The sequence below is a fragment of the Cupriavidus sp. FW306-1B-F12B genome (genome assembly GCF_058781795.1).
In genome coordinates this window covers 1-15,062 of record NZ_JBYSXC010000001.1, presented here as the reverse complement: position 1 = coordinate 15,062, position 15,062 = coordinate 1, and the positions used below count along the sequence as shown (strand labels likewise).

The 15,062-nt window shown below is 65.2% G+C and carries 13 protein-coding genes and 1 pseudogene; 8 read left to right on the top strand and 6 right to left on the bottom strand.

Annotated features, from left to right (window positions below; all coding sequences use genetic code 11):
• Positions 1-98: 98 nt before the first annotated feature.
• Positions 99-635, bottom strand: coding sequence for a GNAT family N-acetyltransferase (locus AC3WLE_RS00070; protein ID WP_492357180.1), 537 nt, complete (start codon positions 633-635; stop codon positions 99-101).
• 283 nt (positions 636-918) lie between these two features.
• Between AC3WLE_RS00070 and AC3WLE_RS00065 the strand changes: the two genes are divergently transcribed.
• Positions 919-1,281 (top strand): EF-hand domain-containing protein, encoded by a 363-nt coding sequence (locus AC3WLE_RS00065; RefSeq protein WP_492357165.1) that lies wholly within the window; start codon positions 919-921, stop codon positions 1,279-1,281.
• Between the two features lie 182 nt (positions 1,282-1,463).
• Here AC3WLE_RS00065 and fabI read toward each other — a convergent pair whose 3' ends face one another.
• The 4 genes and pseudogenes from fabI to AC3WLE_RS00045 form a co-directional block, all read right to left on the bottom strand.
• Positions 1,464-2,246 carry an enoyl-ACP reductase FabI gene (gene fabI / locus AC3WLE_RS00060; protein WP_492316829.1) on the bottom strand — a complete coding sequence of 261 codons (783 nt, stop codon included), beginning with the start codon at positions 2,244-2,246 and terminating at the stop codon, positions 1,464-1,466.
• 76 nt (positions 2,247-2,322) lie between these two features.
• Complete coding sequence (locus AC3WLE_RS00055; protein ID WP_492351012.1) at positions 2,323-3,513, bottom strand: acetate/propionate family kinase; 1,191 nt, start codon at positions 3,511-3,513, stop codon at positions 2,323-2,325.
• A 4-nt stretch (positions 3,514-3,517) separates the two neighbouring features.
• Positions 3,518-4,522: pseudogene (locus AC3WLE_RS00050) on the bottom strand (phosphate acetyltransferase); the annotation flags it as partial.
• Complete coding sequence (locus AC3WLE_RS00045) at positions 4,523-6,844, bottom strand: DUF3141 domain-containing protein (RefSeq protein ID WP_492357164.1); 2,322 nt, start codon at positions 6,842-6,844, stop codon at positions 4,523-4,525.
• Positions 6,845-7,089: 245 nt separating this feature from the next.
• Between AC3WLE_RS00045 and AC3WLE_RS00040 the strand changes: the two genes are divergently transcribed.
• From AC3WLE_RS00040 to AC3WLE_RS00030, 3 genes are all read left to right on the top strand, one after another.
• Positions 7,090-7,611, top strand: a complete 522-nt coding sequence (locus AC3WLE_RS00040) for a hypothetical protein (protein WP_492351010.1) — start codon at positions 7,090-7,092, stop codon at positions 7,609-7,611.
• A gap of 171 nt (positions 7,612-7,782) precedes the next feature.
• Positions 7,783-8,721, top strand: coding sequence for an amino acid ABC transporter substrate-binding protein (locus AC3WLE_RS00035; protein ID WP_492357163.1), 939 nt, complete (start codon positions 7,783-7,785; stop codon positions 8,719-8,721).
• A 188-nt stretch (positions 8,722-8,909) separates the two neighbouring features.
• Positions 8,910-9,221: an amino acid ABC transporter permease gene (locus AC3WLE_RS00030; protein ID WP_492351009.1), complete on the top strand. Its 312-nt coding sequence runs from the start codon at positions 8,910-8,912 to the stop codon at positions 9,219-9,221.
• A gap of 69 nt (positions 9,222-9,290) precedes the next feature.
• Here AC3WLE_RS00030 and AC3WLE_RS00025 read toward each other — a convergent pair whose 3' ends face one another.
• The gene (locus AC3WLE_RS00025) at positions 9,291-10,181 is read right to left on the bottom strand and encodes a hypothetical protein (RefSeq protein ID WP_492351008.1); all 891 of its coding nucleotides are present in this window, start codon (positions 10,179-10,181) and stop codon (positions 9,291-9,293) included.
• 526 nt (positions 10,182-10,707) lie between these two features.
• Between AC3WLE_RS00025 and AC3WLE_RS00020 the strand changes: the two genes are divergently transcribed.
• The 4 genes from AC3WLE_RS00020 to AC3WLE_RS00005 form a co-directional block, all read left to right on the top strand.
• On the top strand, positions 10,708-12,447 hold the full coding sequence (locus AC3WLE_RS00020; RefSeq protein ID WP_492357162.1) for a glycosyltransferase family 39 protein: 1,740 nt from the start codon (positions 10,708-10,710) through the stop codon (positions 12,445-12,447).
• 36 nt (positions 12,448-12,483) lie between these two features.
• Positions 12,484-12,855: an EamA family transporter gene (locus tag AC3WLE_RS00015; protein WP_011617364.1), complete on the top strand. Its 372-nt coding sequence runs from the start codon at positions 12,484-12,486 to the stop codon at positions 12,853-12,855.
• Positions 12,856-12,910: 55 nt separating this feature from the next.
• Positions 12,911-14,083, top strand: a complete 1,173-nt coding sequence (locus tag AC3WLE_RS00010) for a DegT/DnrJ/EryC1/StrS family aminotransferase (RefSeq protein WP_492357161.1) — start codon at positions 12,911-12,913, stop codon at positions 14,081-14,083.
• The coding region (locus AC3WLE_RS00005; RefSeq protein WP_492363558.1) for a glycosyltransferase at positions 14,062-15,062 on the top strand (1,001 nt) is incomplete at its 3' end. The genes AC3WLE_RS00010 and AC3WLE_RS00005, both read left to right, overlap by 22 nt.

Here is a 15,062-nt window from a genome sequence, read left to right as displayed (position 1 = left end):
CCGTGCACGCGAGAAGCTAGCGTAAAGAGCACGCGTTCATATAGATCACCTCAAACGGAAGACATCGCAGCAAGACGCTTGCACCTATTCTCGCTGCCTTAAAGCGCAAGCGTCACCACGCGCAGCGTGGCATCGTCTGGACACGCTAAATCGGCAAATCCAAAACGTTTAGCCAGTCGCCGCATGGCGGTATTCGACGACAAAACATACCCTTCCATGCATCGATAGCCGCGGCTCCGAGCGATGTCGATCAGTGTGCCCAGCAGTCGGCTGGCCAGGCCGAGCCGATGCCAGTCATCGGCGACAGTCACCGCAAACTCGCAGGTATCGCTGCCCGGCGCGGCGGCGTAGCGTGCGCCACCCACAATAGACGACCCCTTGTTTTCCGTGGCAAGCGCTACCAGCGCAAACTCACGCTCGGCCGACGGATGCGTCGCTTGCTCGAGCATCGCTTCCGGCAGCTGTTGCATGGCGGCCATGAATCTGGCGTAACGCGCATCGGCAGAAAGCCTGTTAAATGCCGCTAACAGGCCGACCTTGTCGTCTTCGGTAATCTCCCGCACCAGCACTTCCCGTCCATCGCACAGGGGCACGGTGAACGGGACGAAGTTTGTCGCGTCAGACTTGGCTTGCATGGCAACGGTGTCGTAAGGAATGAAAGCGAGTTCGTTGAATCGCCCCCGCAGCATTTGATAGTAGCTGATCCGGCGCAGTTTTCCGATATCGAACATAGGCGATTACGCACGACATCGCCGCCATCGAGCTGTATTGTCGCGCCAGTCCGACCGGAATCAATTTGCCCCCGGTCTCCGCTACGAGCGTCTAGAATGCTGGGTGAGCCAAGACTCACAGAAGCTCGAATGGAAGTCGTTTCCGTGCCAAAGGTCCAAACACACATAATGAACTGAGGAGAGCGACATGACCGTGCGCAAATTGCCAGCAGTTGGTTTCGCAGTCCTGATGGGACTGATTTCTATAGGCGCGGCCGCCCAGCCGGCACAAGGATCCCAACCGGGAGCGGCGCCAGCCGAGGTGCCGAAAGCTCCCCCGACTACGGCCCAGGCCAAGGCTCTGATTGCCGAGCGATTCAAGGCTGCCGATTCCAATCATGACGGCAAGCTGACTCGTGACGAAGCTCAGGCGGGAATGCCAAAGGTCTACGAAAGTTTCGACAAGATCGACGTAAAAAAACAGGGTCACGTCACCGAGCGCCAGATCGGTTCCTATTGGATGAAGAAGACCAAGGATCAGATGCAGAAGGAAGATCCGATCTGGAACTGAAGGCATCCCCTCTTGAACCGGCTGGATGAGCCTTGTGCCGTCAACCCACTTTAGTTTCCTCGTGGAAGCTTGGCTAGCTGATACGTTCAGGCATAGTGGCCACCCGATGCCCAACGACTGGATGCCAGCTAGACTCCGGGCGCCACCCTTTTTCCTCCCGCGCTGTCAACGAGCGCTGCGTTTCACGCCATGATATTGACGCCGCCGTCCACATACAGCGTTTCGCCCGACAGCCGCCGGGCGTAAGGCGTGGCCAGGAAGGCGCAGGTGTATCCCACATCCATAATATCGACCAGCTCGCCAAGTGGAGCGCGTTCCACAGCGTCAGCAAGCATCAAATCGAAGCTCTTCAGCCCGGACGCAGCGCGAGTCTGCAGCGGCCCGGGCGAGATCGCATGCACGCGAATGCCGCGCGGGCCCAACTCGTACGCCAGGTAGCGTGATACCGCTTCCAGGGCGGCCTTCACCGGGCCCATGACGTTGTAGTTCGGCACCACCTTGTTGGCGCCGTGATAGCTCATGGTGAACATCGTGCCACCATCGCCCATCAGGGGCGCTGCCAGCCGGGCCATGCGCACGAAGGAGTGGCAGGACACATCCATGGCCTTGGCAAAGCCTTCAGCCGAACAATTGAGCAGGCCGCCCTGCAGATCGTCTTTCGGCGCCCAGGCCACCGAATGCACCAGGATATCGAGCTTTCCCCACTGCTCCCCGATCCGCGCAAACAACTCGTCCATTTCCTCCTGGCTCGTGACATCCAGGGGGAGGAAGATGGAAGCGTCAAGCTCCTGCGCCACCGGCTCGACAAACTGGCGCGCCTTTTCGCTGGCATAGGTAATCGCCACCTCGGCACCCAGTTCGCGGAAGGCCTTGGCGCACCCGTAAGCAATGGAGTGCTCGTTCGCAATCCCGCAGACGAGTGCGCGGGCGTTGGCGAGGATAGGCAGTTGTTGCGCTGCAGTCATGTCACTCTCTCCTGGATTCATTGTTGCCAGCGAGCCGTAGCTGCCATGCCGCTGGCTTGGTCGGCTGTAGCGGTGGTCATCGAGCGGGTGCCGCCAGGACCTCCCTGGTATGCCTGGCAATCATCAGTTCCTCGTTGGTCGGGATGACCCAGACCGGGACCTGGCCCGAGGCTAAGCTGATGCGCGGTCCGTCGCTGGCGTTCGCCGCGGGATCGACACTCACCCCCAGCCATGCCGCCAGCCGGCATACGCGCTCGCGGATCGGCGCGGCATGCTCGCCGATGCCAGCGGTGAAGACCAGCGCGTCCAGCCCCTGTGCGGCGGCGGCCAGCGAACCAAGCTCCCGGGCGACGCGGTACGTGTACAGTTCGACGGCAAAACGGGCCTGCTCATCGTCGCTGGCGAGCAGCGCGCGCATGTCGCTCGACAGGCCGGAGACGCCAAGCAGACCGGATTTTCGATAGATCAGGTCCTCGATGGCGCGGGCATCCATGCCGAGTTCGCTGATCAGGTAGAGGATGACGCCCGGATCGAGGCTGCCGCAGCGAGTTCCCATCGGCAGGCCATCCACCGCAGTGAAGCCCATCGTGCTGGCCACGCTGCGCCCCGCCACCAGCGCACACATGCTGCTGCCGTTGCCGAGGTGGGCCACGATCGTGCGGCCCGCCGCCGCACCCGCATCAACGCTCGGGAGGACATTGGCGATGTACTCATAGGACAGTCCGTGGAAGCCGTAGCGCCTGACGCCGCGCGCGCTGATCTCCGCGGGCAATGCGAATGCCTGTGCCACTTCCGGCTGCGCCCGGTGGAAGGCGGTGTCGAAGCAGACTACTTGGGGCAGTTCCGGGCGCCTCTCGGCAAGGATGCGGATCGGTTTGAGATTGTGTGGCTGGTGCAGGGGTGCGAGCGGGCATAGCGAGTCCAACTCTGCCAGTAGCGCGTCGGTCACCCTTTCCGGCTGGGTGAAGCGTACCCCGCCGTGCACCACCCGGTGCCCGACCGCGCTCAGCGTATGCCCTTCCCCATGGCCGCGCAGGAAGTCCGCCAGGAAGGCAATGGCCCCCTCGTGCCCGAGCGTGGTACCGGCATCCCACCGCCTGGTCTCGACCTCAGCGCCCACGGCGTCGGTGGCGTGGAATGCCGGTGCCGCGTAGAGACCTTCGATGCTCCCGCGCAGCACCAGCCTCAGTGCATCGTCATGGGTATTGTAGGCACAGTACTTGATGCTCGACGAACCCGCATTCAGGACCAGGATCAGTTCGGCCATGGCATCACCCCGCCACCTGGCCGGACTCGCGGCGTGCCTTGGCCACCAGCGCGGCCACCGCGCACGACGCCAGCCGGGTCATGACCGAGTCGGCACGGCTGGTCAGGATGATGGGCACGCGCGCGCCCAGCACGATGCCTGCGGCGTCGGCGCCGGCCAGGAAGGTCAGGCTCTTGGCAAGCATGTTGCCGGCGTCCAGGTCAGGCACCAGCAGGACATTGGCGCGCCCGGCCACCGGTGAGTCTATCTTCTTGATCCGCGCCGCGTCCAGGTTGATCGCGTTGTCCAGCGCAAGCGGTCCGTCGACGATCGCGCCGGTGATCTGGCGGCGGTCGACCATCTTGCACAGCGCGGCGGCATCCAGTGTGGACGGAACCATCGGGTTGACGGTCTCCATCGCCGACAGGATCGCCACGCGTACCTCCTTGACCTGCAAGGCATGGGCCAGGTCGATCGCGTTCTGCAGGATGCCGGCCTTCTCGGCAAGCGTCGGGGCAATATTGACGGCGGCGTCGGTGATGATCAGAGCGTCCTCGTGGCCGGGCACATCCATCACGAAGCAGTGGCTGATGCGCCGGCCGGTGCGCAAGCCGCTGTTACCCGCGACCACGGCTCCCATCAGCTCATCGGTGTGCAGACTGCCCTTCATCAGAGCCTCGGCCTTGCTTTCGCGCACCAGTTGCACGGCGGCAGCCGCTGCCGCATGGCTGTGCTCGGCATCGACAATCGGGTACTCGCGGATGTCAATGCCGGCCGCGCGCGCGGCGTCCTCGATGCGGGAACGCGGCCCAACCAGGATCGGCGCGATCAGGCCCAGCCGGGCGGCCTCTGCGGCGCCTTCTAGCGAAGACTGGTCGCACGGATGCGCCACCGCGGTCGGTGTAGGCGGCATGGCCTTGCAGTAATCAATCAGGCGCTGGTACTTCTCATGCTTGGCGTTCACGGGCCACTCCTGCGTCAGGGTCGTCGGTGTCGGTCGGCTGCGAGGCGGTGTGCCAGCCGCGGCGCGCTAGGACGCGCGGGTGAGCGGCGCGGCCGCGCCGCGGACGCGTTCCGGCTTGGCGCCGAGCGCCGTGCGGATCCGCTCCAGCATTGCCGTCTGCTCGACAGTGGGCCTGGCGCCAAGCAGGCGCTCATCGACACGCAGCTTCTCCGCCAGCGCCTGCAGCCGCTGGCGGTCGGCCTGATACCTGAGCAAGGCCGGCAGCGTCGCGAGGGCCTGTACGGGCGCGTACCGCGTGATCAGCTCCTGCCTGCCGCGGATCTCGCGCCAGGCGTCCGGCTCAAGTTCCGGCAGCAGATCGGCGTAGTCCGTGACCAGCTCCTTGCGCAGCTCCAGCCTGGACAGCGGCAGGGGCTCACCCCTGCGGCTCAGCAGGCAGGCCAGCCGGGCAATGGCCTCGGCGTATCCGCCTTGCCCGACCGCGGCCAGCGCCGCTTTGACTTCCGGCAGGTCATGCGGGTCGGTCGCCGCCGGGGCACCCGCGCGGGCGGAAGGCTCGCTCCTTGGCTGGAACGGGAACAGGTTGGCGTACACGTTGAAAAAGGTGTATTCGGTCATCGCATCGCGCACGGCCCGGTATGCGTCCAAACCGGCGCTGAGCATTTCCGCGCCCACCTGCTCTTGCTGCCGCAGCGGATGATCCGGTTCCAACGTTTGCCGGCTGGCCCGGACCGCGTCGGCGGCGGGCTTCAACCATGCCATCCACGGATTCAGGTCCGAGAACAGCCAGTTCTGCATGCGTAGCGGATGGAATTCGCGCAGCACCCGCGCTGTCATCTCATTGGACACCGCCTGGACGTAAGGCTGCGCAAACAGCTCGTAGGCGCGCTGCGTGAAGTCCGACAGGTTGGCGACCGTCTCGAACGGCTTCTCGTCAACACGCTCAAAGCGGTTAAGCCTGCTGGCGATTTCCTCGAGCGAGTGCTCCTCGAACTGGACCTCATAGTCCACGCCATTGCTACCCTTGCGCTCACGGATGACCATGCCGTAGAGCCCAGGCGGCAGCAGTTCGATGCTCTTGAGCACCGAGACGATCTGTGCGTGCTCCTTCTGCGCGACCTTGCCGGAGACGAAGATGCCCAGATGGCCGACGCTCCGGTGCATCATGCCGACAATCACCTGGCCGCGAGCCTTGATCTCCTCGGTACTGCCGTAGATGTCCACCACCCAGTTGAATGCCTGCTGCGGCGGCGTGATGTTGTCGCCCATCGAGGCAAACAACACGATGGGCGAGCGGATCTCGCGCAGATCGAACGCCTTGCCGCCGGCGTTCTTGACTTCACCGCCCCAGAGCTTGTTGCCGACGAACAGGTTGCGCGTGATCCATTCGATCTCCTCGCGGTTCATCAGGTAGTAGCCGCCCCACCAGCGTTCGAACTCAAGAAAGCGCGGCGGCTCGGTATCGGCCTTCTTGTACAGGTTGTAGTACTTGTCCCAGAGACTGTTAGCCGGATTCAGGTTTTCGAAATTTTGTACCAACCAGGCGCCGTCAAACTTGCCGTTGCCGAGATCCGCCGTATACGACGCCAACCACGTGCCGCCCAGGAGCCCGCCGGAATAGCGCATCGGGTTGTCGCCTTCGCCCTCGCTCCAGGCACCGCTCCAGTACGACATCGGCGCGCCGTTGATCACGATCGGCCCGGTGTCGTCCGGGTCCGAGGCGCCGAGCATCATCGCAGCCCAGCCGCCTTGGCAATTGCCGATGATGGCTGGCTTGGCGCTGTGTGGATGCAGTTCACGCACTTTCTTGATGAACTGTTGCTCGGCCTCGCACACGTCCAGCAGGGTCTGTCCCGGCTCGGGATCGCGGAAGAAGATGACAAAATACACAGGATGGCCGGCACGCATTGCCACGCCGACCTGCGAGTCGTCCTTGAAACCGCCGATGCCCGGGCCATGGCCGGCACGCGGATCGATGATGACGTAAGGGCGGCGGCTATCATCGATCGTCACGCCATCGGGCGGGATAATCTTCAACAGCGCGTAGTTGACGGGCCGTTCGAACTGGCGGGCATCCAGAACGGTCTCGTAGCCAAAATGCAGGACCGGCTTGAGCCCCTGCATGGTGTTTTCGACAAAGTTGTTGCCCCGTTGCCTGAGCGTGTCCCAGAACAGGATGGCACGCTGCATGCTGTCGATGGCATAGGCATAGCTGCTCATCGGGTCCATGCCGGCCATCGGGTTGATCGGGCCGGCGCCCGGCTCCCCAACGGCTTGCTGCACGCGGCCACTAAAGGCCTCCTGCGCATTCTTCAGGCGCTTTTGCAGCACCATGCCGGTCTTGAGGCCAACTTCACGCGCGTGCACCAGTTGCTTTGCTGCATCCATGCCGTTCTCCGCTGCGAATTTTGTGACACGGTTGGCCAGGCGTGGCAGCCCAGCCCCCGATGTGCGTCGTGCTTCGAACTATAGTGTCGACCGTGGTCGCAATAGAACTTAATCTTTTCGGACGATGAGATAAGAAGGATTTCTTTCCAGGACGGCAGGATGAATGACCATATCCTATTGGACTCTGCGTGCGCTATGCTGAACTGGCGCGGCGCACACACCGCGGACCCGCTGGAGGAACGATCATGCGTTATCGCCTGCCCGCCTGCGTGACTGTCACAGTGGCGGCCCTTGTGCTGGGCGCCTGTGCCACTCTCCGGCCCCTGGAAACCGCAGAGGGCATGCTCGGCGGCCCGCAGCATGCCGTGCGCGATACGTTCGGCGCTCCCACGGAAACCTACCAGCTCGCTGATGGCACCACTCGGTGGATTTATTCGAAACAGCCGCTCGGCTTCGAAGTCTACGCGGCAGACTTTGACGCCAACGGCAAGCTTACGAGCTTTCGGCAGATGCTGACCGAGAAAGAAATCTACGAGGCACGCCCGGGGGTCTGGACCAAGCAGGATATTGCCGAGCGCTTTGGCCGTCCGCGCGAGCCCATCCAGTACTACCCGCTGATGAAGCGCGAGGCCTGGTCTTACCGGCTCTATGCGGGCGCCTACATGCCAGCGCATTTCAGTGCCTACTTTGACGAACGCGGCGTGCTCGACCGGACCATGATCATCGTCGATGCGATCGGCGGCGACACGCGAGACGGCAGCAAGTAGGTCGGAGCCGCACGGCACCGCCGAGTCCGAGTTACAGACGATTGCCGGAGGGCCCAGGCAAGGCTTTCGGGGCAGGGAATTTGCTTATGACAACAATGTCCTTCGCCCGCCCCAACCAAGGGTATACCCTCTCGTCTTTGCCTTTGCCGGCCGCTTTCCGGTTTCCCCCGCATGCCTGCCTTCACCCTGCCCGCCCTGTCCGCCCGACTCCTCCGCGCCCGCCGCTCGCTGGCCGCCGTCGCCCTCGCCGCCATGTCCGCGGCCGCGCTGACGCCGGCACTGGCCAGCACCCAGAGCCCTGTGCTCGACAAGATCCGCGAATCCGGCACCATCGTGCTCGGTTACCGCGAGTCGGCGCTGCCATTCTCGTTTGCCGATGACAAGGGCCAGCCGGCCGGCTATGCGGTCGACCTTTGCCTGCGCGCTGCCGAAGCAGCGCGCAGGCAACTGGGCCTGAAAGACCTGAAGGTGCGCTGGATGCCGCTCACGCCGCAGAACCGCATTCCCGCCGTGGTCAACGGGCTGGTGGACCTGGACTGCGCGCCCAACACCAATTCGCTCGAGCGCCAGAAGCAGGTTTCGTTCAGCGTCTCGCACTATGTGTCGACCGTGCGCATGCTGGTGCGCGCCGACTCGGGCATCCGCTCGTTCGGCGACCTGCGCGGCAAGACCGTGGTCACCAGCGCCGGATCGACCGGCGACCGCCACGTGCGCCGCATGAAGGCCCAGTACGGCTACCACGACGTCTACGCCAAGGACCATGGCGAATCGTTCCTGCTGCTCGAATCCGGCCGTGCCCAGGCCTTCGTCATGGACGACGTGCTGCTGGCCGGCCTGCGCGCCCGCGCCAAGGACCCGTCGCAATACGTGATCGTGGGCCCGGCGCTGTCGGTGGAGCAGAATGCGCTGATGCTGTCCAAGGCCGATCCGGAATGGAAGCGCCTGGTCGACCAGGCGCTGGCCAACACCTTTGCCGGCCCGGAGGTCACGGCGCTGCAGAAGCGCTGGTTCCAGCAGCCCATTGGCAGCCGCGGCATCAACCTGGCGCTGGCGCCGTCCGGCGAGGTGCGCGCGGCCTGGAAGCACCCGTCGGACGCGGTCACGGAGTAAACGGGCAAGCGGTCCCGAACCCCAATTGGGCTGGTGCCGCAATTCAGGGTTTCCATGAGGCCGTGGCGCCGGGGCAAGCCCCAAGTTGACAGCGATGAGCGATGTTGGCGACACTGGGCCGAGCCGTCCCGTGCAAGGGAGAGGCCACATACACGACCGCCCGACGGCGGCATTTCTCAGGAGAAACCATGAACAAGTACGTCGCGACCGCGATCGCACTCTGCCTTGGCGCCGCTTCTCTGGCCGTGCAGGCACAGACCGGCGGCAAGAAGCAGTTCGATCCGTATTCCCAGGGCGCCAAGTCGGGTGAGAAGTTCGACCCGTACAGCCAGGGGGCCAAGGCCGGCGACAAGTTCGACCCGTACAGCCAGGGCGCGAACAAGAGCACCCGCAGCGACCTGACCGACGCTTCCGCGCCGGCCGCCGAGCAAAAGCCGGCCAAGAAGTCCACCAAGAAGAAGAGCAAGAAGAAGGCCGCTTCGGCGCCGGCTGCCAGCTGAGCCGCAAGCGCCTGACGCAAAAAAACCCGCCTTGGCGGGTTTTTTTGCGTCGTGCCCAGGCGCACAAGCCTATGGCGCTTGCGTGTCGCGCTCCAGCGCGGTGACATCGACGCGTTGCACCTTGTCATCCTGGCGCACTTCAGTGCGCAGCACGAACGCGTCGGCCGGGCAATACCAGTCGGTGACGTGCATCACGGTCGGCTCAACCTGCACCACTTCTTCGCCAACCAGCACCGGCCCCAGCGAGGTGCGCTTCTCGAAGGTAACCGGCAGGCATTCCTTGCGCCCCAGGACGGTATTGATCGTCTGCCGCTTGCCGACGTGGCGCGAGCCGATATGGATCGACGCATGCTGCGCTCGCATGGTGCTGACCACTTCGTCCGATCCCAGCGGATAGACCTTCAGCGAGACACTCGATTCAAAGGTCTCGCCCTCCAGCGTGGCGCCCTCGCGCAGGTCCAGGCCGGCGTAGTTGAACACGCCCATGCCGCGGAAGGCCGCCTCACCGTACATGCGCGCGTAGCGCGCGCGGGCGTTGATGACGGCATGCTGGCTCTCGATGCTGGTCGGGCCGCCGGGCGAACTGCGGTCGATCACCACTTCATGCACCTGGGTGGTAATCACCGGCGGCCCCATCAGCGCCGACAGGGCAGTCTTGGAATTGATCTCCAGTTGGGCGCGGCAGCCGGTCGGGCTGCGCACCACATCGCGCAGGGTCATGCTGACCGACATTGGCATCACGCCGTCGCCTTCCATCTGCACATGCGAGCCGGAGCGAAACCATGGGGCACTGCACAGCACGGCCGCCGCCGCTGCCTGCGCCTGGCTTGCCGCGGCCTGCGCCACCGCCGGGCCGGCGCCCGGCAGCACCACACCCTGTGCGCCGGCATGCTGCGCCAGGGCCATGGCCGCGCCCGCCACCAGGCCTGCCAGCCGGTCTTGCTGCGCCTTTTTCTTCACATGAATCCCCGTCTAGAGTTTCCAGGCGCCCCCGCCCCAGCGCCCGGCCTGCCAGGCGACCGCCTGGACACTGAAATTATCGCGTTTTGTTGCATGTGTAACTCGGATTTTTCGCGCAGATCCTGTGGCAGCCGGTGGCCGACGCGCTGGCGGTGCTATGGCTGATCGGCTCCTGGGCCATCGTTTGCGGCATTCTGCTTATCCGCATGGGCCTGCGCCGTGCCCAGCGCCGGCGGGTAGCGTGCAACAGCCGGCCTGAGCAGCACTTTCCCCCTCCCCCGCGGCAATCCGGCACCCCGCAGGCCGTCTCCGGCACCCGCCGGGGGCGGCCTGCCCACCGTGCTACCATTGCCGGCCTCGCGTGTGCCGAGGCGGCAGTGGCGTGCGAGGCGCTGCCAGCGTGCCAGCCGCAGGCGACTTGCCTCCCTGGTGTCCACCAACAGGCAAGGCCATGCGTTGTGATGGCTTCCCGTCACCGCGCGCCCCACGCAGGACCATCGATCCGTCGCGCTTTTCCAGGAGATCTATGCGTAGTTCATCGACCTCGCGGGCTGCCGCGCTGTCCGTTGGAGCCACCACCGCCAGTGCGGTCGCACTGGCCAGCCTGTTTATCCTGCTGGTCTGGTTCGGCACCCTCGACATGCGTCACCTGCTGCGCTCCGATGAAGGCCGCTACGCCGAGATTGCCCGCGAGATGTTCGCCACCGGCGACTGGGTCACGATCCGCTATCAGGAACTCAAGTATTTCGAGAAGCCGCCCTTCCACCTGTGGGTGACCACGCTGGCCTACACGCTGTTTGGCGTGGGCGACTGGCAGGCGCGGCTGTGCGTGGCCCTGTCCGGCATCCTGGGGCTGGGCGTGTCGATGCTGGCCGCGGCACGCTGGTACGGCCGGCGCGTGGCGATGCTGACGGGGCTGGTGCTGGTTTCCGCGCCGATGTGGAATATTGCCGGCCACTTCAACTCGCTGGACATGACGCTGGCCGGCGCCATGGCGTGCGTGCTGGCCTTCATGCTGCTGGCCCAGCACCCGGATGCCACCCGCGCCGAACGCCGCAACTGGATGCTCGCCTGCTGGGCGGCGATGGGCGTGGCGGTGCTGGTCAAGGGGCTGGTCGGGCTGGCGCTGCCGGGGCTGGTGCTGGTGGTCTACACGCTGGTGACGCGCGACTTCCGCTTGTGGTGCCGCCTGCATCTGCCGGGCGGCATCGTCGCCATGCTGGTGGTGACGGTGCCGTGGTTCTGGCTGGTGTCGGAACGCAATCCGGAGTTCCTGCATTTCTTCTTTATCCACGAGCACTGGCAACGCTATACCTCGAACGTGCACCAGCGCGAAGGCGCGATCTGGTTCTTCGTGCCGCTGCTGCTGGGCGGCTTCCTGCCCTGGCTGGGCCTGGTTCCGCAAATGTGGAAGGCCGTGCGCGAGCGCGCCGGCGTCGCTCGCGGCACCTCGCCGCGGCCATTCCAGCCCGCCCTGCTGGCAGCGCTGTGGGCCGTGGCGATCTTTGTCTTCTTCAGCCTGTCCGGCTCCAAGCTGCCCGGCTATATCGTGCCGATCTTCCCGGCGCTGGCGCTGCTGGCCGGCGTGGCGCTGGACACGTTGACGGAACGCACGTGGCGCTGGCAGGTCAATGCCATGATTGCCCTGGGCGTGGTCGGGCTGCTGGCGTGCCCGTTTGTCGGCATGATGGACAAACCCAGCACGCCCAATGTGGTCTATCGGGAATTCGCAGTGTGGACCGGCATCGCCTTCGCGGTGATGCTGGGCGGCGCACTGCTGGCGCGCCGGCTGCTGCGCACGCGTGGGGTGTTTCCCAGCGTGGTGGCCTATGCGCTGGCGATGTTCATCTGCTCCACGGTGGCGCTGCGCGGTCACGAAGCCATGGGCCGGCCCAGTTCCGGCGCGGACCTGGTGCCCGCCATTAATGCCGTGCTGACCCCGGACATGCCGCTGTACAGTGTGGGCATGCTGGACCACACGCTGCCGTTCTACCTGCGCCGCACCACCATCATGGTGGCGCATCCCGATGAGCTGGAATTCGGTATCGGCCAGGAACCGCAGAAGTGGATCCCGACCATCGATGGCTTTATCGCGCGCTGGCAGGACGGCAAGCGCGCGGTAGCGATCATGTTGCCCTCGACCTACAACGCACTGGCTGCGCGCGGCGTGCCGATGCACAGGATCGCCGGTGACCGCCGCCGTGTGGCGGTCGCCAATTTCGCGCTGCCGGGCAATGGCCCGCAGACGCAAGCCCCAGGACAGTAACCTGCAACTCCTGCTACTCCTGCACTACGCAGTGCCATGACGCTTTCCACCTTCGCTTTCATCCTGACCGGCGTGCTGCTCAATGCGGCTGCGCAACTGTTGCTCAAGGCCGGCGTCAATGCCATCGGCGCGATCACGCTGGACCGCGGCACGCTGCTGGTGACGGCGCTGCGCGTGCTGACCCAATGGCCGGTGCTGGCCGGGCTGACGCTGTACGTGGTCAGCGTGGGGGTTTGGATCGTAGGGCTGTCGCGCGTGGATGTGTCGATCGCCTACCCGATGCTGTCGCTCGGCTATGTGGTCAATGCACTGGCCGCCTGGTGGCTGTTCGGCGAGATGATCGGCCCCTTGCGCGTGGCCGGCATCCTGCTGATACTGGCGGGCGTCTTCCTGATCGCCCGCTCATGACGCGCCTGCGCGCACGCCGCCAGGTCCGACACCGACCGTACTTCTTCGCCCTGCCATGACCGCATCCGCCCCTGAGTTCCTGCCTTTTGTCCGGCCTGACATCGACGCCGCCGCCATTGCCGAAGTCGGCAAGGTGCTGGCCTCGGGCTGGATCACCTCCGGCCCGAAGATGCAGGCCTTCGAGGCTGCGCTGTCAGGCCTGTTCGGCGGACGCCCGGTGCGCACCTTCGCCAATGGCTCGGCCACGATGGAGATCGCGCTGCGCATTGCCGATATCGGGCCGGGCGATGAGGTCATCACCACGCCGGTCACCTGGGTCGCCACCGCCAACGTGGTGCTGGCAGTGGGCGCGCGGCCGGTGTTCGTCGATATCGAACCGCGCACGCGCAATCTCGACCTGGATGCCGTCGAGGCCGCGATCACGCCGCGCACGCGCGCCATCATGCCGGTGTACCTGTCGGGGCTGCCGGTGGACATGGACCGCCTGTACGCCATTGCCAGCAAGCACGGGCTGCGCGTGATCGAGGATGCCGCGCAGGCAATCGACTCGCGCTGGCGCGGCCAGCGCATCGGCGCCTTTGGCGACCTGGTCAGCTTCAGCTTCCAGGCCAACAAGAACATCACCACCATCGAAGGCGGCTGCCTGGTGATGAACACGCCCGAAGAAGCCGTGCGCGCCGAGCGCCTGCGGCTGCAGGGCGTGATCCGCACCGGCATGGACGGCATGGATGTCGAAGAGCCCGGCGGCAAGTTCAACCTGACCGACGTCAACGCCGCGGTCGGGCTGGCGCAGCTGGGCAAGCTCGACACCATCACCGCGCGCCGCGCCGAGCTGGCCGAGACGTATTTCCGCTGTGCCGCCGACAGTGGCCTGGAGGCGCTGGGCATCGAGCTGCCGCAAGCGCTGGATGCACACGATGCCACCACCAACTGGCACATGTTCCAGGTGGTGCTGCCGACCGAGCGCCTGCAAGGCGGCCCGGCCCGGGCGCGCCAGCAGGTCATGGAGGCCATGCGCGAGCGCGGCATCGGCACCGGCGTGCACTACCCGCCCATTCATCTTTTTACCTACTACCGCTCGCTCGGCTGGCGCGAAGGCATGCTGCCGCATGCCGAACGCATCGGGCGCGGCATCGTCACGCTGCCGCTGTTCCCCGCGATGCAAGCCACCGATGTGGAGCGGGTCTGTGCAATCCTCAGCGAAACATGCAAACGTCTCTCCAAATGAGCCCGGTCGAAGTCTCGGTCGTCATTCCGGTCTACAACGAAGAAGACGGGCTGCAAGCCCTGTTCGACCGCCTCTATCCGGCGCTGGATGGCCTTGGCGAGTCGTACGAGATCATCTTCATCAACGACGGCAGCGTCGACCGCTCGGCGCAGCTGCTGGCGGCGCAGTTCCACAAGCGCCCGGATGTGACCCGGGTGGTGCTGTTCGCCGGCAATTTCGGCCAGCACATGGCGATCCTGGCGGGCTTCGAGCAGACCCGCGGCAAGATCGTGATCACGCTGGACGCCGACCTGCAGAACCCGCCGGAAGAAATCCCGCGCCTGGTCGAAGCCATGCGCGCCGGCCACGACTATGTGGGCACCATCCGCCGCCAGCGCAACGACACCGCGTTTCGCCGCTATGCCTCGCGCGCGATGAACCGGCTGCGCGAGCGCATCACCAAGATCCGCATGACGGACCAGGGCTGCATGCTGCGCGCCTATGACCGCAACGTGGTCGACACCATCAATGCCTGCCGCGAGGTCAACACCTTCATCCCCGCGCTGGCCTATACCTTCGCCTCGAATCCCGTGGAAATCGAAGTCGGTCACGAGCAGCGCTTTGCGGGCGAATCCAAGTATTCGCTGTACCAGCTGATTCGCCTGAACTTCGACCTCGTGACCGGCTTCTCGATCGTGCCGCTGCAGTGGTTCTCGGCGATCGGCACGATCCTGTCGCTGCTCTCGGGCGTGCTGTTCGTGGTGCTGCTGCTGCGGCGCTTCGTGCTTGGATCGGAAGTACAGGGCGTGTTCACGCTGTTCGCCATGAACTTCTTCCTGATCGGCATCCTGCTGTTCGGCGTGGGCCTGCTGGGCGAATACGTCGGCCGCATCCACCAGGAAGTGCGCGACCGCCCGCGCTACCGCATCAAGGCCGTGCTGGAAGCGGACCAGCGTGTCACGCCGGCGGGCGCGGGCGCGGGCGCGGGCGCGGGCGCGGG